The organism is Microbacterium helvum, from assembly GCF_014779795.1.
Lineage (GTDB): Bacteria > Actinomycetota > Actinomycetes > Actinomycetales > Microbacteriaceae > Microbacterium > Microbacterium helvum.
This window is the reverse complement of sequence record NZ_JACXZS010000006.1, coordinates 166121-188404: the sequence shown is the minus strand read 5'-3', so window position 1 is coordinate 188404 and position 22284 is coordinate 166121. Positions and strand designations below refer to the sequence as shown.

The following is a 22284-nucleotide window of genomic DNA, read 5'->3' as shown; positions in this document are numbered from 1 at the left end:
ACCTTAGGGCGCGCCCCGCCTCAGGGCCCGTTGCGGGGCGGCCCGGCCGGTCAGTCCGCGGCCTCGCGGGCGCGCTGACCGAACGTCCCCGCCGTGAGCGTCTCGTACGAGCGGCGCACCACGGCCTCGAGCACCTCGAGGTCGATGCCGTCGAGGCTCTTGAGGTAGAGGCATCCCACCCCCGTCGTATGCGGGCCGAGCCGAGACAGCGCGTCGGCGTGGGCCGCCGTCCCGTCGGACAGGTACACGACGGTCGCGCTCTTGCGCGGCGCGAACCCCGCCGCAGCCGAGTCGCCGGACCGCCCCGACGCGTACTCGTAGTGGTACTGCCCGAACGCGACGATGCCCGGATGCTGCAGCACCGGCTCCTGGCCGGTGGCGCGGCGCATCAGGTCGACGAGCGCGTGCGCGTCGCGCTGCCGTACCGCGGGCGTGACCCCTGCGAGGAACTCGTCGACCTCGGCGCTCATGGGTTCAGCCCTTCGCCTGGGTTTCGACACGGCTCGTCCCTCGCCTGCTCAACCTTGCCCCGGGACGCGTCAACGCTCCTTCGTCGCATTGCCCCTCCCGCGGCAACCTTCATCGCGCGCTTGTGCTCGCGCACCTTCGCGAGCGAGTCGGGCGAGACGATGTCGGCCACGCTGCGGAAGGATCCGTCCTCGCCGTAGGGAGCGGATGCCTCACGCCAGCCTTCGCCCGTGTACCCGTACTGCTTGCCGAGCAGAGCGAGGAAGATCTTCGCCTTCTGCTCGCCGAAGCCCGGCAGCGCCTTCAGGCGCGTGAGGACGGTCGCCCCGTCCGGCGCTTCGGCACCCCCGGCGGCCGGCGTCGTCCAGATCGCGGCCGCGTCGTCGTTCCAGTCCTGCTGGACGGCGGCGCACAGCGCCTGGACGCGTGCCGCCATCGAGCCCGGGAACCGGTGCACCGCCGGCGTCGCCTTGAACAGCTCGGCGAACGCGTCGGGGTCGAAGGTCGCGATGGCCGCGGCATCCAGCGTCCCGGCGCGTTCCGAGATCTTGAGCGGGCCGGCGAACGCGGTCTCCATCGCCACCTGCTGGTCGAGCAGCATGCCGATGAGCAGGGCCAGCGGGTCGTCGGTGAGCAGCGTGTCGGCGGCGGTGTCTCCGGTGATGTGAAGGGCCATGCGCCCAGTCTTCCACCACCGTCTTCCACAGGGGACGGGCAGGATGTCGCCGAGCGCGTTAGGTTGGCATGACCTGCGCCATTCCGGCGGCGCAACCCCACGTGAACAACGACGTCGTCACGTCGAACGACCCGACCCGCGGAGGACCGAGCCTGATGCCCGATCGTCGCGTGCCGAGTGCGCCCGCTGCGGCGTCCGCGGCGCGGCTGCTGCTGCGGCGCTCGTCGGCGCGGACCGGTCTGCTGGCGAGTGCCGCCGCCACCGTGGCAGTCGCGGTCGCGACGGTATGCCTCGTGCTGGCCTGGCTCTCGCGAGCGGTCTCGGTCGCGGGCGACCCGCCGCCGCCCGGCGTCGACCCCGACGAGGTCGCCGACCAGGTCGCCGCGGGCGCGGCGGCGCTCGCCTCGGCCTCGCCTGCCCTCGTCGTGCTCGTCGCGCTGCTCGCCGGCACCGCCGTGGCGCAGCTGGCCCGCCTGGTGGCCGCGGCGCGCGAGCACGAGACCGCCACCGTCCGGGCCCGTGGCTTCTCACGCGCACAGGCGTGGACGACCGATGTCGCTGAGGGTGCTGTCGTCGCGCTCGCCGGCACCGTGGTCGGGCTGGTCGTCGCCGCCGGCGCATCCGCGGTCGCCGGAGCGGGAGCGCTCGCGGGGCTCGCCCCCTGGCCGTGGGCACTCGCGCTCGCCGTGCTGCTGACCGTCGTGTTCGCCGTCGCGCTGCGCCGAGGCGAAGGGCGCCGCTCCTCGGCGCGCACCACGCGCGCGACGACCGCTGCCGTCGTCGGAGTGCTGCTGCTCGCGACAGGTCTTGTCGTGTGGCAGCTGCCGCTCTCGCGCAGTGAGGGCTTCGATCCGATCGTCGCGGCGGCGCCGGCCGTCGTGCTGTCCGCGGGCGCGGTCGTCGCGCTCGCGGTCTTCGGAGCCGTGGCCGTCGCGTGGGCACGGCCGGCGGCATCCGCTCCGGGGCTGGAACCCGGCTACCCTGCCCGGCAGGTCGCGCGCCGCATCCCGATCTTCGCCGTAGCCGTGCTGCTGGTCGCGCTCACCGTCGCGCAGAGCGTGTTCACCGCCGCATACGGCGCCACCTGGACGGCGATGACCACCGATTCGGCCGCCGTGCGCGCGGGGGCCGACCTGCGCGTCGACCTGACGCCGCAGACCGCGACCACCGCACTCGTCGCCGAGGCCGCAGCCGTGCCCGGCATCGACGCGGCGACCGGCGCGCTCGTGACCGGCGTCGAGATCGGCGAGCTCGACGCGCAGCTCGTCGCCGTGCCCGAGACCGCGCTCGACACCGTCGTGACGACGGCGGGCGGGCTCGTCGATCCCGACGCGCTCGCCGCGGACGCCGACGGCGCTGTCGCCTCAGAGCCGGTGGAACTCGGGGATGCCGCCACCGCCGTCCGTGTGACGGTCGAGATCGCGGGGCAGAACGGGACGAACGCGATCCCGGTGCTGCTGTCGGCCGTGCTGCTCGACGCCACCGGCACGCCCGCGGTCGTCACGCTGACGGGCGAAGCCCCACCCACGGGCCAGGGGCTCGTGTCGTACACCGCGCAGGGCGAGCTGCCGGACGGCACCGCACCGTGGCGTCTGCTCGCGCTGCTGCTCGGCACGCCGCTCACCCCGGTGCCGCCGCAGGTCTCGGTGTCGATCGTGTCGGCCGAGGCCGTCGGCGGCGACGCGCTCGAACTCGAGGGCACGGCGTCGCTGACCAATCAGACCCGCGAGGCGGTGCTGTGGCTTGCGGACGGCGGCGAAGCCGGCGCGGGCGAGGATGCGCCACCGGTCGCCGCGGCCGTGACGACCGCGCTCGCCGCACGCCTGGGCATCGGTCTCGGCGACCAGCTCGAGTTCCGGTACGAGGGTGTGGGTCGTCGCGGCACCGCCACGATCGCCTCGCTCGTCGATGCCGTACCGGGAACGGCGGCCACCCTCGCGCTGTTCGTCCCGATGCAGACGCTGCTGACGTCGCAGCTGCAGCGGGGCACGTCGATCGTGGTGCCGGACTCGGTCTGGGCCGCGGGCGACACCGCCTCTGCCGACGGCTTCAGCGCCGCGCTCGGCGACCGTCCGGTCGCCACCGCCGCGCCCGGGGTCACCGCGAGCATCGTCGGGGCCCTCGTGCCCGGCTGGTGGATCGCCACCGCGGGGTCGGCCCTGCTGTCGCTGGTCGCCGCGCTCGCGATCGTGCAGACCCTCGCCCTCGCCCGCCGCCGCGAACTGGGAGTGCTGCGTGCTGCCGGAGTGACCGCCGGCCGCCAGGCGCGCATGCGCGCCGCCGAGCTCGCCGTCGTGTTCGGCGCCGCCGTCGTGCTGGGCGGCGCCGCCGGCGTGCTGGTGTCGGTGCTGATCGTGCCGTCGCTCGTGCGGGCCGTGACGCCCGGCATCCTCCCCCTCGCGGGCGGCGTCGAGATCTCGTGGCCGCCCCTGGGCATCGCTGTCGTCGGGCTCGTCGTCGGCCTCGCCGCCATCGTCGGCGTCGCGGCGGCGGGCGTGCACCGCGCCGCCCGCACCGCCACCGTCGGGGAGGAGTCGCGATGACCCGTCGTGTGACGACCCGCGCGCTCGTCGCCCACCACCTGCGTTCGCGCGCGGGCGGATCGGGCATCGTCGCGGCGCTCGTGCTGGTGCTGACGGTGCTCGCGACGGCCGCGCCGATCGCGCTGGGGATCGTGGCGGACGCTGCACTGCGCGATCGCCTCGACGCGCTGCCCGCGACCGCCCGCGACGTGGTGTCGCAGAACCCCGGCGGATTCCCGCAGCTGCCGAGTGAGCTCACCCGGGGGAACTCCGCGGGGCCGTTCACCACCGAAGAGGTGTGGGGCCCGTTCGAGTCGGCTGTGGAGTCGATCCGTGCCGGTGCGGACGCGCCCTTGCCGGACGTGCTGGGTGCAGCGCGCATGGTGACCACCAACACCGACAATCCGGTGATGGATGCCGCAGCCGAGCAGGCGGTCACCGTCGCCTACGATCCCGACTACGAACGTGAGGTCGAGATCGTCGAGGGGCGGATGCCGGCGGCCGCGCCGGCGTACGAGCCCCCGCCGTCGACTCCGGTCGGGGAGGACGAGCCGGTGCTGCTGAGCCGCATCGAGGTCGTGCTGTCGCAAGACACTGCGGCCGAGATGGAGTGGGAGGTCGGCCAGACGCGCACGGTCGGCACGCGGCAGCAGCCGGTCGAGCTCGTGCTGGTGGGGCTCTTCGCACCCGTGGACCCCGACGGCGCCTATTGGCAGTATGCGACGTCGGTGCTCACGCCGAAGATCTTCGACGACGGCAACCGTCCGCGGAAGGTGACGGGCACGGCGTACGCCCACCCGGCATCGTTGGTCGCACAAGGACTGATCGGGCGCTACAGCACATTGGTCTGGTACCCGACCGACACCGATGGCATCGACGGCGGCAATGCCGAGCAGACCGTCGCGGCCCTGAACAAGCTCACCGCGGTGTCGCACCCCATCTCATCCAGCAGCGACGGCATCGGCATCCTGAGCGTCTCTTTCGACGCCGACATCACGGGCGAGATCGAACTCGCCGTCGCCCAGCAGCGATCGACCGCCGCCGTTCTCGTGATGCTCGTCGCGGGGCCCGTGGGGGTCGCGGTCGCAGTGCTCGTGCTCGGCTGCCGGCTCATCCTCGAAGGACGCCGACCGAGCCTGCGCCTGCTGTCGGCCCGCGGTGCCTCGACCGGCCAGCTGCGTGGCCTGCTCGCCATCGAGGGCGCCATCGCCGGTGCGGTGCCGGCCATCGTCGGTGCGATCGCAGTGACCGTCGCCGGTGGGCTGCTGTTCGGCGCGACGCCGACGGCGCTCGGCATCGTGGCGGCTCTGCTGCTCGCCCTCGCCCCCATCGTCATCCTCATCGTGCTGGCGCCCTCCGCGGCGGAACGCCAGACGCGCGCCGACCTCGGCGCGAGAGGATCGCGACTGCGTCTGATCGTCGAAGGCGTGATCGCCGGGCTCGCCGCTGTCGCCCTCGCGCTGCTGTTCATCCGGGGGTACAGCGACGGCGTGGATCTCCTGATCGCAGCGACGCCGCTGCTGCTCGCCCTCGTCGCCTGCCTGGTGACGCTGCGCGCCTACCCGCTGCCGCTGCGTGCGGTGCTCGCACGGGCACGTGCGTCGGCCGGTTCCGACGCGTTCCTCGGCGCGGCCCGGGCGCTGCGCGAGCCGTCGATCGGTCTCACTCCCGTGCTCGCCCTCGTCGTGGGGGTCTCCGTGGCGGTGTCGTCGGGCATCCTGCTTTCGGCGCTGCAGAGCGGTATCGCCGACAGCGCCCAGGCGCAGGTGGGCGGCGATGTGCGGATCACGGGCGGCACGTTCACCCGTGAGCAGCTCGACCAGCTCGGCGGCGTCGAGGGCGTGGCCGCGGCGACGGGCATCTCGGGCGCCGACCCGGCGACCATCGACATCGACGGCGTGAAGCGTGCGACCTCGGTCTACGTCGTCGATGCGGCCGAGCTGAGTGCGGTGCAGGGCGATGGCCTCGGGATGCTGCCACCCGGCGTCTCGCTCGAGCCCGCCGACGGCAGGATGCCGATCGTGGTGGCGGGCGCCACGGCCGACATGATCGGCGACACCGAGAAGATCGACGTGGGCGGAGTGGATGCCGTCGTCGTGGGTGTCACGCGCGGGCCGGTGCCGACCGGGGTCCGCGAGAACTGGGTGGCGCTGGACTCGACGTACGCCGAGGATGTGCTGGGGCGCGATCCGAGCGACCGCACGGTGCTGGTGCGGCTTGACGAAGGCGTCGTGCTCGCCGACGTGCGGGACGATCTCACCGCGGTGCTCGGGGACGCGGTGACGTTCGCGACGCCCGGCCAGATCGCGGCCGACATCCAGTCCGGCCCGGCGGTGCAGGGCGTGCGGTGGGCGCTGCTGGCAGCGACCGCGATCGCCGCGCTGCTCAGCGCTCTCGCGATCGTCATGACGCTCGCGCTCGCGGCGGGTCCGCGCGCCCGGGTGCTGGCGCTGCTGCGCACGCTGGGTGCCCCGCGTCGTGCGGCCACCTCGCTCGCCCTCTGGGAGATCGGACCGCCCGCCGTCGCGGCGGTCGTCGCCGGCACCCTGTTCGGACTGGTCGTGCCGCTCGTCGTGCTGGCGGCCGTCGACCTGCGACCGTTCACCGGATCGTCCGTGGCGCCGGCCTACCAGGTCGACCCCGGCATCCTGCTGCTCACCCTCGGCGGGTTCCTCGCGCTCGCCGTGCTGCTCACCGCGATCGCGCTGTTCGTGTCTCGGCGCATCCGGGCCGCGGGCGCCCTGCGCACCGTGGAGGAAGGATAGGACCATGGCGGCCAAGCAGGCATCCGCCCCCGCGCGGGGCGACTCAGCGACCACGGCGCGCGTCGGCGCTCCCACCCGCATCGGCGCGCCGGATGCCGACATCCTCTGCGTCGACCTCGTGCGCATCTTCAAGGTCGCCTCAGCAGGCGGGCCGGGAGTCGAGGTGCAGGCGCTGCAGGGCCTGAACCTGCGGATCGACCCGGGCGAGCTGGTCGCCGTCGTCGGCGCCTCGGGGTCGGGCAAGTCCACCCTGCTGTCGATCCTGTCGAGCCTCGATCAGCCCACCGCCGGTGTGGCGTGGGTCGCCGGCCACGACCTGCTCACGATGACCGAGAAGGAGCGGGTGGTCTTCCGCCGTCACAGCGTTGGCTTCGTGTGGCAGCAGACCTCGCGCAACCTCCTGCCGTACCTGTCGGCGAGCGAGAACGTGGCCGCTGCCCTGGCGATCCCCGGCCGCGTGCGCGGCGCCGGAGCCCGACAGGCACGCGTGGCCGAGCTGCTGGATCTGCTCGAGGTGTCGCACTGCGCCGAGCGCCGTCCGGGCGAGATGTCGGGCGGTGAGCAGCAGCGGGTCGCGATCGCCGTCGGCATCGCGAACGAGCCGCGCGTGCTGCTGGCCGACGAGCCCACCGGCGAGCTCGACGACACCGCCAGCGCGCACGTGCTCGAGGCGATGCGATCCGTCAACCGCGAGCTGGGTGTGACGACGCTCATCGTGACGCACGACCCCGCCGTGTCGGAGCATGTCGCCCGCACGGTGCAGATCCGCGACGGTCGCACCTCGACCGAGGTGCTGCGTTCGACGCGGCTCGACGAGCACGGCGCCGAGCAGCACGTCGCCGAGGAGTACGCCGTGCTCGACCGCGTGGGCCGGCTGCAGCTGCCCGACGAGTTCGTCACTGCGCTCGATCTGCGAGACCGCGTGCGGCTCGCCCTCGAGCCCGACCACGTCGGCGTGTGGCCCGGGCAGCAGGCGCGGGCTGCGGCATCCACCACTCCCGCCGAAGACTCGGAGGACCCGTCATGACCCTCGCGCTGCGCGGCGAGAAGCTCAGCCGCACGTTCTCGTCGGCGGCGGGCGACGTGCACGCGTGCGTCGACATCGACATCGAGGTCGCCGCGGGCGAGCTCGTCGTGGTGCGCGGCGCGTCCGGCGCCGGGAAGACCACGCTGCTGAACCTGCTGGGCGGTCTCGACACCCCGACGTCGGGCAAGGTCTGGCTCGGCGACATCGAGGCCACCGCCCTCGACGAGGACGCCCTCGCCGCGCTGCGGCGCGAGCGGCTGGGCTTCGTGTTCCAGTCGTTCGGGCTCATCCCCATCCTGTCGGCGGCCGAGAACGTCGAGCTGCCGCTGCGCATCGCGAAGACCCCGCCCGCCGAGCGCGACGCCCGCGTGGCCGAGGCGCTGAAGCTCGTGGGCCTCGCCGACCACGCCGCGCAGCGGCCCACCGAGCTGTCGGGCGGACAGCAGCAGCGCGTCGGCATCGCCCGCGCGATCGCCGCGCGCCCGCACGTGCTGATCGCCGACGAGCCGACCGGCCAGCTCGACTCGCGCACCGCCGCGACCGTCATGGACCTCATCGGCGACCTCGTGCACTCCCAGGGCCTCGCCGCCGTCGTCTCGACCCACGACCCGCTGCTCGTGCAGCGCGCCGACCGGGTCATCGAGCTGCACGACGGCCGCGTCACCTCGGTGACGGAGAAGTCGATGGATGCCTCGGCCCCGGTCTCCAGGACCTCCGAGGCGGAGGAGCCCGTCCCCGAGGAGCCGCACGCGCCACGCACGCGCGCCGAGGCCCGCGAGCAGCGCGAGGGTCACTGAGGCAGAGCGGTCTCGGCTCGATGACCGGAACCCCGCCACCCGTTCGTTGAGCGAGCGCCAGCGAGACGAAACGCCGCGAGCCGCCGATTGGACCCGGCCCCCTCGGGACGGTTGCGGGGTGCGGGCTTCTCGAGAGCGGCCCACCGCGTTTCGTCTTCGCTCGTTCCTCGCTCCGCTCAACGAGCGGGAACTCCGCCACCCGCTCGTTGAGCGAGCGCCAGCGAGACGAAACGCCGCGAGCCGCCCTTCGGACCCGGCCAGCCCCACGACGGTTGCGCGGTGCTTCGTTCTCGAGAGCGAGCGGGGGACCGGCTCCACGGCGATGCGAGGATGGATGCCGTGACCGAACCGCTCCAGGAACTCGTCGCCCACGCCCGGGACACCCGTGTGGTCGTGATCGGCGGCGGCATCGCGGGGCTCGTGGCGGCCTGGGAGTGCGCCAAGGTCGGCATGGCGGTCACGGTGGTGGAGGCATCCACCCGTCTCGGCGGCGTGATCGGCACGGCCGAGGCCTCGGGCCTGAGGCTGGATGTCGGCGCGACCTGCTGGTCCACGCGGGGCGGAGCGGTGCGGCGGCTCGTGGACGAGGTGCTGCCGGACGCCGTCATCGTGCGCCCGCGGGACGACAGTGCCTGGATCGCCGGCCTGCCCAAGGGTGCGGCGGCGCCGCTCCCGCCCGAGACGTTCCTGGGCATCCCGGCCAACCCGTGGGACGAGGGCGTCCGCCGCATCATCGGGTGGGGCGGCACGTGGCGCGCGTACCTCGACCGGCTGCGCCCGCCGCTCACGATCGGCTCCGAACGGAGTCTGGGGCGCCTGGTCGCGGGCCGCATGGGCCCGACCGTGCGCGACCGCCTGGTCGCGCCGCTCAGCGTCGACCGCTTCGGCCTCGACCCCGACGACGTCGACGTCGAGGTCGTCGCGCCGGCCCTCAACCCGGCCCTCACGCGCACCGGCTCGCTCGGCGGCGCCGTCGCCGAGCTTGTCGCGGATGCTCCCGGTCCGTCGGTCGAAGGACTCGACGGCGGGATGCCGCAGCTCATCGCCGCGCTGCACGCGCGTCTCGCCGATCGCGCGGCTGTGGTGCACACCGGCGCGCGGGCGACCGGTCTCGTCCGCGACGGGAAGCGGTGGACGGTCGTGCTCGCGAGCGCTCCGGAAGGCGTCGGCACCGAGGTCCCGGTCGTTGAGCGAGCGGAGCGAGACGAAACGCCTGTGCCGACGGCCGACTCCGAGCCCTTCCCTGCCGAGCTGACCGCCGATGCCGTGATCGTCGCGACCGACGAGGACACCGCTCGCGCGCTCCTCAGATCGGCGGTCGACGACCCTGCGTTCGCCTCGACCGAGCCCGCCGGCATCGCGCGCGAGGTCGTCACGCTCGTCGTCGACGCCCCCGCGCTCGACGGGGCGCCGCGCGGAGCGCACGTGCACGCCGTCCCGGGTTCGGGCACGGCGACCGGACTCGTGCACGAGACGGCGCGGTGGGAGTGGCTCGCGCGGGACGCGGGTCCCGGCCGCCATGTGCTCCGGGTCGCGTTCGGCGCACCGGGCGCCCAGCCTGCCACCGCCGGGCTCGATGACACCGCGGCCTTCACGATGGCGGCGCGTGAGGCATCCACTCTTCTCGGCGTGCCTGTCGAGCGCATCGTGGCCGCACACCGCGACCGGTTCACCCTCGTGCCGCCGGCGTCGGCGACCGGTCAGCGCGAGCGCGCGACGACGGCGCGGGCCGCCGTCGCGAAAGCGCACGGCCTCGCCGCCGTCGGGGCATGGCTGGCGGGGAGCGGGCTCGCGCAGGTCGTCGCCGATGCGCAGACCGAGGCCGATCGCATGCGCCGAGGGGCGCTGTGGGGTGAAGATCCCCACGCGTGACGCCCATTGTCAAGTGGATGCCGGAATCGGCATACAGGGCTACCCTGGGGAGGGTCGTCAGGTGCACACCGAGTGTGAGGAGACCCCATGAGGGGCAAGGCTGGACTCGTCATCGGACTCGCCATCGGGTACGTCCTGGGCACTCGCGCGGGGCGCGAGCGCTATGAGCAGATCAAAGCGCAGTGGCTGAAGGTGTGGAACCTGGACCCGGTGCAGGAGCAGGTCGGCAAGGTCAAGGACTTCGCGAAGTCGCAGGCGATGGCGCTGCCGTCGACGCTGTGGGATGCCGGCGTCAAGGTCGTGCAGGCGGCCGGCTCGAAGGGCACGCCCGGGCAGAAGCTCGACGCGGCCATCAAGGTGGGCAAGGACTCGCAGGATGATGTCGGACGCGCCGCGCAGACGTCTGCCCGCGCTGTGAAGGATGCCGTCGACGACGCGATCGACGACGCCACCGGCCAGGGCGGGGCCTGACGTGGAGACGCGCAGACGCGGATTCCGCGACCGCGCGGACGACAGCCTGCTGACTCTTCTCGGCGAGGTTCCGGAGCTCGTCCGCAACCTGGTCGTCGCCGAGATCGACGCCGCCAAGGCGTGGCTGGCGCGCACGGCCAAGGACGGCGGATGGGGCGCGCTGTGGGTCTTCGCGGCGCTGTTCGTGCTGTTCTGGTCGGTGCCCGTGCTCGGCACGTTCATCATCGCGGGGCTCTCGTCGTGGTGGCCGGTGTGGCTGTCGGCCCTCGTCGTGTTCTTCGCGATGCTGATCGTGACCGCGGTGCTGGCTCTTCTCGGCATCCTGCGTTTCCGCAAGATCGGCGCGCGGCAGAATCCGGTCCAATCGATCGCCCAGGACGTGAAGGAGGTGCGCGATGAGCTCTGACGCGCCCGTCCCCCTGCCCCGCACCGCGGTGCCGCTCGGCATCACCGACCCCGTGGAACAGGCTCGCGCCGAACTCAAGGCCGCGCTCGCGGCGATCGAAGAGAAGGCGAACGTTCCGCGCCGCGTCGGTCGCGTCGTGGACGAGCGCGTCGCCCAGGCCCGGGCATTCAACCGGCGCAACCCGGCGATGGCCGCGGTCGTCGTGGTCGTGAGTGCTGTGGCGATCGGCGCCGCAGTGTGGGGAGCAGTCCGGCTCTACACCCGCTGACGCCTTCAGCACCCTCGCCGCGAACGGGGTCCGTCCGTTCAGGAACGAGGGGTATGCTCGGAGGTCGAGGCAGTGCAATGGTGCGTATGCTGCCGCTCGCGCGAACCCGATTCCAATCGCGCGTCGGCTGCTCGAACGTCATGGGCGGCCGACTGAGCACCAGCGAGAGTCGACCCCCCTTTATGAACACAGCCGCAGCATCGCACCAGCCCGTCAAGCCCCTGACCGGTTGGCGCGTCCTCGTGCCCCGAGGGGGCCCCTGGGGCGACGGTGTGGCAGCGAACCTGCGACGGCAGGGCGCGACCCCGGTCATCGCCCCCCTGATCAACTTCGCGCCGACGAACGACCAGGCCGCGCTCGAGCAGTCGCTCGCCGACCTCGCCGCCGGCGCTTTCGATTGGCTCACCGTCACCAGTGCCACGACGGTCGACGTGCTCTACGCGTATCGGGCCGTCGTGCCGGCGACCACGAAGGTCGCCGCCGTCGGCGAGACCACGGCAGCCGCTCTTCTCGCGGTCGGCTACCGTGTCGACCTCGTTCCTGAGAAGGACAACTCCGCGGCAGGAATGGCCGAGCAGCTCATCGGGCTCGAGCCCGAGGCCCGCGACATCCTCACGCTCCGCAGCGAGATCGCCAAGCCGGTGCTCACCCGCATGCTGACCGAGGCCGGTCACCGCGTGCGCAGCGTGGTCGCGTACCGCACCGTCGGCGTCCCGGTCACCGACCGCATCGCCGAGGACGTCCACTCCGGCCGCATCAACGCCATCCTCGTGACCAGCGGCTCTGTCGCTCAGCAGGTGCACGAGCAGTTCCCCGACCTTCCCGATACCACCCTCGTCGCCGCCATCGGCCCGCGCACTGCGAAGGACGCGCGTCGCGCCGGCCTCGATGTCGACATCGTCGCCGAGGCCCAGACCGTCGACGCGCTGATCGATGCGGTCGCGAAGTTCCCGCTGCCGCACGCGACCGATGAGTTCGCTCCCAAGACGGGCGTCCTCCCGCAGCTGCACGCCAAGCACCAGGGCTGACGGCACGTGACGCGCGCGCCTCGCATCGTCGTGCTCGCGGGCGGCGTCGGCGGCTCCCGGTTCGTGCTCGGTGTGCGCGGCGCCCTCCGCGCGCGGGGCCTCGATGACACCGCGTCGGCGCTCACCGTCGTCGTCAACACCGGCGACGACCTGTGGCTGTCGGGCGTGCGCCTGCAGCCCGACGTCGACTCGATCACCTACGCGCTCGCGGGCGTCAACGACACCGAGCGCGGCTGGGGTCGCCAGGGAGACACCGAGCGCGTCAACCACGAGCTGCAGGAGTGGGGCGCGGGCTGGCCGTGGTTCACGCTCGGCGACCTCGACCTCGGCACCCACCTCGCCCGCACCGGCTGGCTGCGCGAAGGCCTCACGCCGACGCAGGTGCTGGAGCGCATGTCGCACCGCTGGCCGCTCGGCGCCCGTCTGCTGCCGATGACCGACACCGAGGTCGACACCATCGTCGTGCTGCACGACGGCAGCCGCCTGCACTTCCAGGAGTGGTGGACCCGTCACCGCGCGACGCTCGCGCCCGCGGCCTTCGAGAATCCCGGGGTGGCGGCATCCACTCCCGCACCCGGCGTCGTCGAGGCCATCGCCGACGCGGACGTCGTGCTGCTGGCGCCCTCGAACCCCGTCGTCTCGATCGGACCGATCCTCGCCGTGCCGGGGATGCGCGTGGCGCTGCGCGACAGCGCCGCACGCGTGGTCGGTGTCTCACCGGTCATCGGCGGCAAGGTCGTGCGCGGCATGGCCGACGTGTGCCTCATCGCGATCGGTGTCGAGACCTCGGCCGCCGCCGTCGCCGGTCTCTACGGCGCGCGCGCGGACGGTGGGCTGCTCGACGCCTGGCTCATCGCTGAGGAGGATGAGCACCTGGCGTCCGAGGTGGCCGGTCGCGGCATCCCTGCGCTCGTCCGCCCGCTGTGGATGACGGATGCCGCCCGCTCCACCGCGCTCGCCGAAGCGGCTCTCGCCGCGGCAGACGTCTGATGCTGCCCGAGCTGGCCTGGTGGGCGTGGGCTCTGCTCGGCGTCGCCGCCGTCGTGGTCGGGTTGTCGAAGACCGCGGTGCCCGGCGCGGGGACGATCGCCGTCGCGATCTTCGCCGCGGTGCTGCCGGCCAAGCAGTCGACGGGCGTGCTCCTGCTGCTGCTCATCGTCGCCGATGTCTTCGCCGTCACGATGTACCGGCGGCACGCGGACTGGAAGACGCTGCTGCGCCTGGCGCCCGCGGTCGTCGCGGGCGTCCTGGTGGGTGTCGTCTTCCTGTGGTTCGCCGACGACCTCTGGGTGAAGCGCACGATCGGCGTCATCCTGCTCGCGGTGATCGCCCTGACGCTGTGGCGGCGGCGAGTCAGCGGGACCGTCGCCGGCGGATCGCACCGGGTGGCGGCAGCGACCTACGGCACGCTCGGCGGGTTCACCACGATGGTCGCCAACGCCGCGGGACCCGTGATGTCGATGTACTTCCTCGCCGCGCGGTTCGAGGTGAAGGCCTTCCTCGGCACCGCGGCATGGTTCTTCGCGATCGTCAACCTGTTCAAGGTGCCGTTCTCGATCGGCATCGGGATCATCACCGCGCCCGGCCTGCTGATCGACCTGGTGCTCGTGCCCCTCGTCGTCGTCGCCGCGTTCGCAGGCCGCTGGCTCGCCGACCGCATGCCGCAGTCCGTGTTCGAGAAGCTCGTGATCGCGTTCACGATCGTCGGCGCGGTGTACCTGCTGGTGGTCTGAGCGGCGGCGCTGGGGTCGTCGGGTGAGACGCCACAGTCGCGCACGAGACGCCGCACGGTGGGCGCCGGAATGTGGCGTCTCGCGTCCGAGTGTGGCGGTTCACGTCTGGCATGCCGTTCCGGATGGGTGATCCCGCTGCTTCTGGCGCCACTGGTGTTCTTCGCATGCGGTTCCGCCTCATCGGCGCTCGCGAACGGCACGGACCCCGGCGCGGACGTCGCGGTCGGTATGGCGTTGGCGGTGCTGGGGCTCATCGCCGCAGCGTTCGTCGGGCCCGTCGTGCTCCTCATCGTCGCGATCGTTCAGGGGCGAGGCCGGCCTCTTGGAACACCCCAGTCTCCGTGCAGTCGATCCGGTGCGTCCTCGGTGACCGCGCGCATCAGCGACGGCGGCCGCGCCTCGCACTGAACCACCACGCGAAGCCCGCGAGCACGACGACAGCGCCGAGCCACAGCCACAGACTCGTGTCGAGGCCGACCAGGGATCGCAAGGTCGTCACACAGTACGACGCGTCCGCCGTGGGCGCATCCGCACAGAACCCGCCGAAGCTGAGCGGGGCGAACAGCACCGACGCGACGACGACCGCGCCCGCGATCCACGCCGCCCGGCGCAGCGGGGACGAGGTGTGCTCTCGATCCGTCATCCGCTTCTCCGGTACGGGTGAGGGGATGCCGGGGTCCGCGCGATCGCCGTGATCCACCGCTCGACCGACTCGGGGCGGGTCGACTCGAAAACGTGCTCGGGGACCCAGCCGGCGGTCGTGAGCGCGGCGGTCAGGCCGTCCTCGTCCCAGTAGGTGAAGTGACGCGGGTCGTCGAGGTACGCCTGCGTCCAGGCTTCGCCGTCGCCTTTCTTGAAGCTCGCGACGAGCACGCCGCCGGGCCGGCAGGCGCGCAGCGCGGTGGCGAGCACGCCGGGCAGGTCCGCACGCGGCACGTGCAGGAGCACGGCGTTGGCGAAGACGGCGTCGTACGGTCCGCCGAAGTCGTCGGCGCGCACGTCGAGCACGCGGGCCTCGTGGCCCGCCGCATGCAGAGCGTCCACGAACGCCGCCGCCCCGTCGGTGCGATCGACGGTGAGGCCGGCGGATTCGAGGGCCGCGGCATCCCTTCCCGGTCCACTGCCGAGCTCGAGGACGCGGGCGCCGCGGGTCACCCTGGTGACGAGATCGCCGACCTGCGGCGACGGCGTGCCGGCGTTGCGCTCGGCGTACTCACGCGCGCCGTGCTCGTACGCGGCGAGGGTCGCGTCCTGCGGGTTCGCGCCCTCGTCGTTCACGACCACGGCGACGGGCGTTCGGGTGCGCGCCGGCTGTCGTCGGGGAACTCCGGAAGCTCCTGGCCCCCGGCGCGCAGACACAGCCAGCGCAGCTGCTCGGGGCTGTCGGGGAGTGCGCGCCACGTGCGGAACACACCCTGCCCGACCCGCACGACGGTGCCGGGGCCGACCTCGACGATGTGGTCGTCGAGCGCCATCTGGCCGCGCCCGGCGAGGAACACGTAGACCTCTTCGATGCGCTCGTGCACGTGCCAGTACCCGGCCTCTTCGCCGGGCTCGAAGGCGTTGGCCGTCATGCCGATGTACTGCATCGTCAGCTCATGGTCGACGACGCGCCTGCCGTCGCGCGACTTCTCGGGCGTGAACCCGCCGTAGTGCCCACGCCACTCGTCGAGGCCGCCCATCTCCAGCACCTGGTAGTCGCTCATCGGGCCAGGCTATCGGCGCGTGGTGCGGCCCTGTCTGTGGAACGTGCACAAAGAATCCGCGCACACGAAGAGGCCGCCGCTAACCTCGCGGGATGTCGTCCACACCCGGTACGAACCAGACGATGTCGCCCACGGTCGCGACGCCGACGGTCGCTGCCACGCAGCCCGGCTGGCGCTTCTGGGCGGCACTGGGCGCCTGGGCCGCGGTCGTCGCCGGCTTCGCCGCCGGGCTCATGAACTTCTGGCATCTGCTCGCCTTGGCGCTGGGGCAGGCTCTCGGCGGGTCGCCGTCCATCGACGAGCAGGTCGGGGTGTGGGGGACCTTCGTCGGCCTCGCGGTCGGACTCACGGTCACCGCCGTCGTGGCCGCCGTCGCCCGCCGCTGGGTCGCCCTCGTGCTCGCGGTGCTCATCGCCGCGGCGTGCGCCTTCTTCGCCGTCGGGCTCTTCCCGAACGTGCGATCAGTGGTGGCTCCGATCACCCCGGCCGAACAGGTCGACCCCGGTCCGCCGCCGTGCGCCTGCTACAGCGGCAGCGAATGCGACTGCCCCGGCGGCTGACCCGGCTCATTGGCCTCCGCGCGCGACCTTCAGGTGGCGCGCAATGCTGTGACGCGGGGGCCGATGCGGCCGTTTGCGCCACCTGAGCGCGGCGCACGATCGTTCGGGTGGCGCGCAATGCTGTGACGCGGGGGTCGAAGCGGCCGTTTCCGCCACCTGAGCGCGGCTGCTCAGACCGCCGACGCTGCCAGCAGGGCGGCCGTGCGGGGGCCGAGACCCCGGGCGCGGGCGGCCTCGAGCTGCTCGGCGGTGTCGACGTCGCGGCGCAGGGTCGAGGCATCCGGGATCTCCAACGCCTCGCAGCCCAGCGCGACGTGACGCGCGAACGAGCCGTCGCCGAACGACGATGCCCACTCCGCACCGGCGCCGGCGGTCACGAGGGTCGAGCCGGTTCCCTCGGCGTCGGACACCACGGCGCGGGGGAGGGATGCCGCAGCCTCAAGTGCCTCGCCCAGATCGCCCGGCCGCAACGAGGGGAGGTCGCCCAGGAGCGCGGCGCGCGGCATCCGTCCGCCCGGGTCGATGGCGGCCATGCCAACCGCCACCGCGGCGTCGAGCCCGCCAGCGTCGCCCTCGGGAACGAACCGCAGCGCCGGAATCACAGCCGCCTCACGCGCGAGCGCGGGGTCGTCGGTGACCACGACGACCTGGGCGACGGCGTCGCACGCGGTCGCGGCCTCGAGGGTGTCCAGGGCGATCGCGCGGGCGAGGTCCTTGCGGGCGACGCCGGGCACGTCGAGCCGGGACTTGCCGTGCGCCGACGGCTTGACCGGCACCACGACGATCCACCGCGGTGTTCGCAATTCAGTCTGCGCGTCGGCTGTGGCCGGCGACGACTGAATGCTGCGCGGCGCCACCGGTGCGGGCTCCGGGGACTCACGGCCGCGGCGCCGGAACAGCGGGCTCACGCGCCGTACTTCGCGCGCAGGCGCGGGAGGATCTCTTCGCCGTACATGCGCAGGAACGCGCCCTGGTCGTGGCCGGGGTCGTGGAACACCAGGTGGCGGAAGCCGAGATCGATGTACCAGCCGATGCGCTCGACGTGCTCGTCGGGGTCGTCCGACACGATGAAGCGCGACGCGGTGCGCTCGATCGGCAGCTCCTCGCCGAGGCGCTGCATCTCGATCGGGTCGTCGACGCCCATCTTCTCCTCCGGCGTGAGCGCCAGCGGTGCCCAGAACCGCGTCTTCTCGCGCGCCTCGTCGATGGTGGGCGCCAGCGAGACCTTCACCTCGATGAGCGTGTCGATGGCATCGGCGGGCCGTCCGGCCTTCTCGAGCCCCTCGTGCAGCGCGGGCAGCAGCGTGTCGGTGTAGAGCTCGCGCTTCTTGCCCGACGTGGTGATGAAGCCGTCGGCGATGCGTCCGGCCAGGCGGGTCGCGGCGGGACCGGCGGCGCCGATGTAGATCGGCACCTGCTCGGGCAGCTTGTCGTAGATCGTGACGTTGTGCGCGTGGTAATACGTGCCGTCGAAGGTCACCCGGTCTTCGGACCACAGGCGGCGGATGAGGCCGATCGCCTCTTTGAGCCGCTGGAACCGCTCCGGCGGGTCGGGCCACGTGATGCCGAGGTTGGCCTCGTTGAGCGCCTCGCCCGTGCCGACGCCCAGGATCACGCGCCCCGGGTACAGCACGCCGAGCGTCGCGAAGTCCTGCGCGACCACGGTCGGGTTGTAGCGGAACGTCGGGGTCAGCACGGACGTGCCGATCAGCACGCGCGACGTGCGGGCGCCGAGCGCGCCGAGCCAGGGGATGGATGCCGGAGCGTGCCCGCCCTCGTGCAGCCAGGGCTGCAGGTGGTCCGAGATGAAGACCGAGTCGAACCCGGCCTCCTCGGCCTGGACGGCATAGTCCAGCAGCTCTCCCGGGCCGAACTGCTCGGCCGACGCCTTGTAACCGAAACGCAGCGGGATCATGCGGGTCTCCCCTCGAGGGTGGATGTGAGTGCGGGTTCGGGCAGGAACTCCGTCCCGTCGGCGCGGGCGAGCCGGGCTCGGAACGCGTCGACGGTGCCGGGCCACAGCAGGGTGAGCTGCCCCGAGCGCTCATCGACGTACCAGTTGCGGCACCCTCCCGTCATCCAGCGGGTGGATGCCGCGGCCGCCGCGATCTCGTCGGTGTAGGCCCGCTCGGCGTCGGGGTCCAGGCGCAGCACCCGTCCGGCGCGCTGACGCAGGACGCGGGCGGCATAGCCGGCCTGCTCCTCGATCATGAGCACCGACGACGAGTGGCCGAGCGACGCGTTGGGGCCGTTGAGGACGAAGAGGTTGGGGAACCCGGCGACGACGGTCGAGGCGAACGAGGTCATGCCGCCGGACCAGTGCTCGGCGAGGGTCTGCTCCTCGCCCACGACGAGGTCGGCGTAGGGCTGACGGGTCGACGCGAACCCGGTCGCCAGCACGAGCGCGTCGAGCTCATGCCGCGAACCGTCGGCGGCGACGATCGCCGAGCCCTCGACCCGCTCCAGCGGCGAGGGCACGAGGGTGACGGCGTCGGAGGCGACCGCGGGGTAGAAGTCGTCGGAGAGCAGCACGCGCTTGCACCCGAACGCGTAGTCGGGGGTGAGCAGGGCGCGCAGCGCCGGGTCGGCGACCTGGGACTCCAGGTGCGCCCGGGCGATCGCCTCCGCCTCGGCCGCGGCCGTCGAGTCGCCCGAGCGCGAGGCGAAGCGGGCCTCGCCCTCGGCGTACAGGTCGGCGCGCAGCGCTTCGAGGGCTTCGGGATCGGCGGCGAAGCGGTCGCGATCGGAATCGGAGTACGCGTCGCCGCCTCGCGGCACGATCCAGGCCGGGGTCCGCTGGAACAGCGTCACGTGGGCGGCGGTGCGTGCGAGTTCGGGCACGATCTGCACCGCGCTGGCACCGGTGCCGACGACCCCCACCCGGCGTCCGGCGAGCGGGGCGTCGTGGTCCCATCGCGCCGAGTGGAACATCGGGCCCGTGAAGGTCTCGAGGCCCGGAAGCTGGGGGATCGCGGGCTCGGTCAGTCGCCCGCAGGCCAGCACGAGGGCCGCGGCCGTGATCTGTTCCGACGCCGTGCCGAGGACCGGGTCGCTGCTCGTCGTCGTGTCGAGGCGCCACACCCCGTGCCCGGCATCCCAGTGCGCGCCCTGCATCGTCGTGCGCAGACGGATCCGGTCGCGGAGGCCCTCGGCGTCGACGACGTGCTCCAGGTACTCGTGGATCTCGTGCCCGCGCGCGTAGGTCCCCGACCACGACGGGTTGGGGTGCGCCGCGAACCCGTACAGGTGCGAGGGCACATCGCACGCGATGCCGGGGTACGTGTTGTCGCGCCACGTGCCGCCGACGGAGGCGGCCCGCTCCAGCAGCACGAACTCGTCGATGCCGGCGCGCCGCAGCGCCATCGCCATGCCGATCCCGGCGAACCCGGCGCCGACGATCGCGACCTCGACACGGGTCATGTGTCGACCTGCCCGTAGTCCGTCGTGCGCAGCCGGAACGGCCGGAACAGCCGCGCCACCATGGCGGCGGCATCCTTCACCGGCAGCTCCTGGCCGAACTCGATGCCCGCCTCGGGCTTCACGCGCCCGTCGAGCAGCGTGCCGCCGAGGTCGTCGCCGCCGGACTGCAGCAGCACGACCGAGGCCTCGCGGCCGACGCGGGTCCACGGGATCTGCACGTGCGGAATGCTGCCCGACAGCAGCAGACGCGACACCGCCACCATGGCCCGGTGCTCGTCGAGGGGCATGCGGCCGGGCACGAGCGGCGCACCGCCTACGGGGCCGGGCAGCGGGATCGGAACGAACTCCGAGAACCCGCCCGTCTCTTGCTGGATCCGCCGCAGCTGCCGCAGGTGCGCGATGCGCTCGGCGGCGGTCTCGACGTGACCGTAGAACAGCACGCTCGTCGAGCGGAAGCCGGCGCGGTGCGCCGCAGAGATCCCCTCGACCCAGCGGTCGATCTCCAGATCGCCCGGTGCGACGAGCCCGCGCACGCGCTCGCTCAGCACCTTGACGCCGGTTCCCGGCACGGTGTCGACTCCCGCGTCGCGCAGCGCCGCGAGCGCGCCGTCGAGTCCCAGCCCGCCGCGGTCGGCGAGGTCCCAGACGTCCTGCGGACGATACGCGTGAAGGTGGATGCCTCGTCCCGTTCCTCGCTCCGCACGAGTGCCGGCGGCGCCGGCCTTCACGGCACGGGCGAGGTCGACATAGCCCGACGGGTCGGCCTCGGGCGGCAGCATCCCCTGCACGCAGATCTCGCTCGCACCGAGCTCCGCCGCGTCGGCCGCGATGGCCGCGGCGTCGTCGAGGGTGAAGACCGTGCCGAGCCCGGACGACGTGAGGTTGCGGTTCACCACGAGCGTGACCGCCTCGCCGACGGTGTAACGGCGCACGTCGTCGGCCGTCGCCGCGAGCGCGTCGAGGTCGTCGCCGGTCGCTTCGAGCAGCGCGACCCATTCGGCGTCGTCGAGCGCGAGCGGGTCGGCCGCGGCGGCCTTCGCCAGGCGTCGCACCTCCGCGCCGGCGGGCAGTCGCCCCCTCTGTTCCGCAGTCACGTTCTCCGCTGCGCCGGTGGCGCCAAGCACCGAAAGTGACTGCGGAGCAGAGTCGACCCCTGGTTCCGCAGTCACTTCCTGCGTGCGCCCAGGGGCGGAATCCGCGGGTTGTGACTGCGGAGCAGAGATGGCGAGGGTGGATGCTGCAGGCGCAAGCGCCGCGAGGCCCGTCTCGGGATCGGCCAGCGCGGCGACTGCGGGCTGCAGCGCGGGGTCGATCCACGTCGCCGCGTCCTGCACGAACTCGGGCTGGGCCGTCAGGCGCTCGCGCAGCTCGAAGCCGAGCTCGGCGGTCATGCGGTCGAGGTCCGACAGGTGCGGCCACGGGCGCTCGGGGTTGACGTGGTCGGCGGTGAGCGGCGAGACGCCGCCCCAGTCGTCGGCGCCGGCGCGCACGAGCAGGCCGAACTCGGCGGAATCCGACAGGTTCGGCGGAACCTGGATGCGCATCCGCGGGCCCATCACCAGCCGTGCGACGGCGACCGCCGCGACGTACTCGAGCAGGTCGGCGTCGGGCGCGCCCTGCATCGCGGTGCGCGGCTTGGCGCGGAAGTTCTGGACGATGACCTCCTGCACGTGGCCCTGCTTCTGGTCCGGGGAGGGCCCGTCGACCTGATGCCGCTCGTGCGCGTCGCGGATCGCGACGAGCGACTCGGCGCGATCGCGCACGGTCTCGCCGATGCCGACGAGGATGCCCGTCGTGAACGGGATGCGCTGACGCCCGGCATCCTCGATCACAGCCAGGCGCACGGCCGGATCCTTGTCGGGCGAGCCGAAGTGCACCTGCCCGGGCTCCTCGTACAGCCGTCGCGACGTCGTCTCGAGCATCATGCCCATCGACGGCGCGACCGGGCGCAGCAGCGCGAGCTCGTCGGCCGACATGACGCCCGGATTCGCGTGAGCGAGCAGCCCGGTCTCGGCGGTGACGAGACGTGCGACGTGCGCGACGTACTCGATCGTCGACGCGAAGCCGTGCTCGTCGAGCCACGCGCGGGCCTCGGGCCACCGCTCCTCGGGCCGGTCGCCGAGGGTGAGCAGCACCTCCTTGCAGCCGAGCGCCTGGCCCTGCCGCACGACCGCGAGCACCTGCTCGGGCGACATGTAGGCGGGCTTGTGCTTCTTCAGCAGCTGCCCGGGAGTGTCGACGAACACGCAGTAGTGGCAGCGGTCGCGGCACAGCGTCGTGAGCGGGACGAAGACCTTGCGCGAGTACGTGATCACCCCGGGACGACCGGATGCCGCAAGCCCGGCATCCCTCATCTCCGAAGCCAGCGCGAGCAGGCGTTCGAACTGCTCGCCCGTCGCGCCGAGCAGGATCTCGGCGTCGGCGGCGTCCACGCGCGCGCCCGCGGCGGCGCGCTCGAGCACGAGGTCGACCTCGGCGGCCGACGGGGAGACGACGATGGGGGACGCGACGGTCACTGATCCAGTCTCGCACCCGGTCCGGGGGTCGTGGCCCGGGATCGTTGCT

General features: G+C 72.9%; 21 protein-coding genes. 12 read left to right on the top strand and 9 right to left on the bottom strand.

Annotation, left to right across the window (positions count from 1 at the left end; translation table 11 throughout):
- Window positions 1-50 precede the first annotated feature (50 nt).
- Complete coding sequence (locus IF188_RS10860; protein ID WP_191171824.1) at window positions 51-470, bottom strand: DUF1801 domain-containing protein; 420 nt, start codon at window positions 468-470, stop codon at window positions 51-53.
- Entirely contained in the window at window positions 467-1144 is a 678-nt protein-coding gene (locus IF188_RS10855) for an HhH-GPD-type base excision DNA repair protein (protein WP_224751730.1), read from the bottom strand. Before IF188_RS10855 ends, IF188_RS10860 begins: the two co-directional genes overlap by 4 nt.
- A gap of 68 nt (window positions 1145-1212) precedes the next feature.
- Here IF188_RS10855 and IF188_RS10850 point away from each other — a divergent pair, with 68 nt between their 5' ends.
- The 11 genes from IF188_RS10850 (at window position 1213) to IF188_RS10800 (ending at window position 14033) form a co-directional block, all read left to right on the top strand.
- Entirely contained in the window at window positions 1213-3687 is a 2475-nt protein-coding gene (locus IF188_RS10850) for an FtsX-like permease family protein (protein WP_191171823.1), read from the top strand.
- Window positions 3684-6431, top strand: a complete 2748-nt coding sequence (locus IF188_RS10845) for an ABC transporter permease (protein ID WP_191171822.1) — start codon at window positions 3684-3686, stop codon at window positions 6429-6431. Before IF188_RS10850 ends, IF188_RS10845 begins: the two co-directional genes overlap by 4 nt.
- A 4-nt stretch (window positions 6432-6435) precedes the next feature.
- On the top strand, window positions 6436-7458 hold the full coding sequence (locus IF188_RS10840; RefSeq protein WP_224751729.1) for an ABC transporter ATP-binding protein: 1023 nt from the start codon (window positions 6436-6438) through the stop codon (window positions 7456-7458).
- Entirely contained in the window at window positions 7455-8255 is an 801-nt protein-coding gene (locus IF188_RS10835; protein WP_224751728.1) for an ABC transporter ATP-binding protein, read from the top strand. The genes IF188_RS10840 and IF188_RS10835 overlap by 4 nt, the downstream gene beginning before the upstream one ends.
- A gap of 330 nt (window positions 8256-8585) precedes the next feature.
- A complete protein-coding gene (locus IF188_RS10830) occupies window positions 8586-10127 on the top strand; it encodes a protoporphyrinogen/coproporphyrinogen oxidase (protein ID WP_191171821.1) in 1542 nt (513 codons plus the stop codon).
- Window positions 10128-10214: 87 nt separating this feature from the next.
- On the top strand, window positions 10215-10598 hold the full coding sequence (locus tag IF188_RS10825) for a hypothetical protein (RefSeq protein ID WP_191171820.1): 384 nt from the start codon (window positions 10215-10217) through the stop codon (window positions 10596-10598).
- A 1-nt stretch (window position 10599) separates the two neighbouring features.
- Entirely contained in the window at window positions 10600-11004 is a 405-nt protein-coding gene (locus tag IF188_RS10820; RefSeq protein ID WP_191171819.1) for a phage holin family protein, read from the top strand.
- On the top strand, window positions 10994-11272 hold the full coding sequence (locus tag IF188_RS10815; RefSeq protein WP_191171818.1) for a hypothetical protein: 279 nt from the start codon (window positions 10994-10996) through the stop codon (window positions 11270-11272). Before IF188_RS10820 ends, IF188_RS10815 begins: the two co-directional genes overlap by 11 nt.
- A 182-nt stretch (window positions 11273-11454) precedes the next feature.
- Window positions 11455-12300 (top strand): uroporphyrinogen-III synthase, encoded by an 846-nt coding sequence (locus IF188_RS10810; protein ID WP_191171817.1) that lies wholly within the window; start codon window positions 11455-11457, stop codon window positions 12298-12300.
- A 6-nt stretch (window positions 12301-12306) separates the two neighbouring features.
- The gene (gene cofD / locus IF188_RS10805; protein WP_191171816.1) at window positions 12307-13290 is read left to right on the top strand and encodes a 2-phospho-L-lactate transferase; all 984 of its coding nucleotides are present in this window, start codon (window positions 12307-12309) and stop codon (window positions 13288-13290) included.
- A complete protein-coding gene (locus IF188_RS10800) occupies window positions 13290-14033 on the top strand; it encodes a sulfite exporter TauE/SafE family protein (RefSeq protein ID WP_191171815.1) in 744 nt (247 codons plus the stop codon). The genes cofD and IF188_RS10800 overlap by 1 nt, the downstream gene beginning before the upstream one ends.
- A gap of 379 nt (window positions 14034-14412) precedes the next feature.
- Here the strand turns inward: IF188_RS10800 and IF188_RS10795 are convergent, their stop codons facing one another.
- The 3 genes from IF188_RS10795 to IF188_RS10785 are packed head-to-tail and all read right to left on the bottom strand — an operon-like array spanning window position 14413 to window position 15739.
- Window positions 14413-14676, bottom strand: coding sequence for a hypothetical protein (locus tag IF188_RS10795; RefSeq protein ID WP_191171814.1), 264 nt, complete (start codon window positions 14674-14676; stop codon window positions 14413-14415).
- Window positions 14673-15317: a class I SAM-dependent methyltransferase gene (locus tag IF188_RS10790; protein ID WP_191171813.1), complete on the bottom strand. Its 645-nt coding sequence runs from the start codon at window positions 15315-15317 to the stop codon at window positions 14673-14675. The genes IF188_RS10795 and IF188_RS10790 overlap by 4 nt, the downstream gene beginning before the upstream one ends.
- The gene (locus IF188_RS10785; RefSeq protein ID WP_191171812.1) at window positions 15308-15739 is read right to left on the bottom strand and encodes a cupin domain-containing protein; all 432 of its coding nucleotides are present in this window, start codon (window positions 15737-15739) and stop codon (window positions 15308-15310) included. The genes IF188_RS10790 and IF188_RS10785 overlap by 10 nt, the downstream gene beginning before the upstream one ends.
- A 92-nt stretch (window positions 15740-15831) precedes the next feature.
- On the opposite strand from IF188_RS10785, the gene IF188_RS10780 reads away from it, so the two are divergent.
- A complete protein-coding gene (locus IF188_RS10780) occupies window positions 15832-16299 on the top strand; it encodes a hypothetical protein (RefSeq protein WP_191171811.1) in 468 nt (155 codons plus the stop codon).
- Window positions 16300-16469: 170 nt separating this feature from the next.
- Here IF188_RS10780 and cofC read toward each other — a convergent pair whose 3' ends face one another.
- From cofC to cofG, 4 genes are read right to left on the bottom strand one after another with little or no spacing between them, the layout of a single operon-like run.
- Window positions 16470-17207 carry a 2-phospho-L-lactate guanylyltransferase gene (gene cofC, locus IF188_RS10775; RefSeq protein WP_191171810.1) on the bottom strand — a complete coding sequence of 246 codons (738 nt, stop codon included), beginning with the start codon at window positions 17205-17207 and terminating at the stop codon, window positions 16470-16472.
- The gene (gene fgd, locus IF188_RS10770) at window positions 17204-18214 is read right to left on the bottom strand and encodes a glucose-6-phosphate dehydrogenase (coenzyme-F420) (protein ID WP_191171809.1); all 1011 of its coding nucleotides are present in this window, start codon (window positions 18212-18214) and stop codon (window positions 17204-17206) included. The genes cofC and fgd overlap by 4 nt, the downstream gene beginning before the upstream one ends.
- The gene (locus IF188_RS10765) at window positions 18211-19719 is read right to left on the bottom strand and encodes a flavin-containing monooxygenase (RefSeq protein WP_191171808.1); all 1509 of its coding nucleotides are present in this window, start codon (window positions 19717-19719) and stop codon (window positions 18211-18213) included. Before IF188_RS10765 ends, fgd begins: the two co-directional genes overlap by 4 nt.
- On the bottom strand, window positions 19716-22235 hold the full coding sequence (gene cofG / locus IF188_RS10760; protein ID WP_191171807.1) for a 7,8-didemethyl-8-hydroxy-5-deazariboflavin synthase CofG: 2520 nt from the start codon (window positions 22233-22235) through the stop codon (window positions 19716-19718). Before cofG ends, IF188_RS10765 begins: the two co-directional genes overlap by 4 nt.
- Between the last annotated feature and the right edge of the window lie 49 nt (window positions 22236-22284).

Excerpts from the sequence above, each read along its gene's own strand:
- IF188_RS10860 (WP_191171824.1), bottom strand. The coding sequence starts at position 470 with ATGAGCGCCGAGGTCGACGAGTTCCTCGCAGGGGTCACGCCCGCGGTA.
- IF188_RS10855 (WP_224751730.1), bottom strand. The coding sequence starts at position 1,144 with ATGGCCCTTCACATCACCGGAGACACCGCCGCCGACACGCTGCTCACC.
- IF188_RS10850 (WP_191171823.1), top strand. The coding sequence starts at position 1,213 with ATGACCTGCGCCATTCCGGCGGCGCAACCCCACGTGAACAACGACGTC.
- IF188_RS10845 (WP_191171822.1), top strand. The coding sequence starts at position 3,684 with ATGACCCGTCGTGTGACGACCCGCGCGCTCGTCGCCCACCACCTGCGT.
- IF188_RS10840 (WP_224751729.1), top strand. The coding sequence starts at position 6,436 with ATGGCGGCCAAGCAGGCATCCGCCCCCGCGCGGGGCGACTCAGCGACC.
- IF188_RS10835 (WP_224751728.1), top strand. The coding sequence starts at position 7,455 with ATGACCCTCGCGCTGCGCGGCGAGAAGCTCAGCCGCACGTTCTCGTCG.
- IF188_RS10830 (WP_191171821.1), top strand. The coding sequence starts at position 8,586 with ATGGATGCCGTGACCGAACCGCTCCAGGAACTCGTCGCCCACGCCCGG.
- IF188_RS10825 (WP_191171820.1), top strand. The coding sequence starts at position 10,215 with ATGAGGGGCAAGGCTGGACTCGTCATCGGACTCGCCATCGGGTACGTC.
- IF188_RS10815 (WP_191171818.1), top strand. The coding sequence starts at position 10,994 with ATGAGCTCTGACGCGCCCGTCCCCCTGCCCCGCACCGCGGTGCCGCTC.
- IF188_RS10810 (WP_191171817.1), top strand. The coding sequence starts at position 11,455 with ATGAACACAGCCGCAGCATCGCACCAGCCCGTCAAGCCCCTGACCGGT.
- IF188_RS10800 (WP_191171815.1), top strand. The coding sequence starts at position 13,290 with ATGCTGCCCGAGCTGGCCTGGTGGGCGTGGGCTCTGCTCGGCGTCGCC.
- IF188_RS10795 (WP_191171814.1), bottom strand. The coding sequence starts at position 14,676 with ATGACGGATCGAGAGCACACCTCGTCCCCGCTGCGCCGGGCGGCGTGG.
- IF188_RS10785 (WP_191171812.1), bottom strand. The coding sequence starts at position 15,739 with ATGAGCGACTACCAGGTGCTGGAGATGGGCGGCCTCGACGAGTGGCGT.
- IF188_RS10780 (WP_191171811.1), top strand. The coding sequence starts at position 15,832 with ATGTCGTCCACACCCGGTACGAACCAGACGATGTCGCCCACGGTCGCG.
- fgd (WP_191171809.1), bottom strand. The coding sequence starts at position 18,214 with ATGATCCCGCTGCGTTTCGGTTACAAGGCGTCGGCCGAGCAGTTCGGC.
- IF188_RS10765 (WP_191171808.1), bottom strand. The coding sequence starts at position 19,719 with ATGACCCGTGTCGAGGTCGCGATCGTCGGCGCCGGGTTCGCCGGGATC.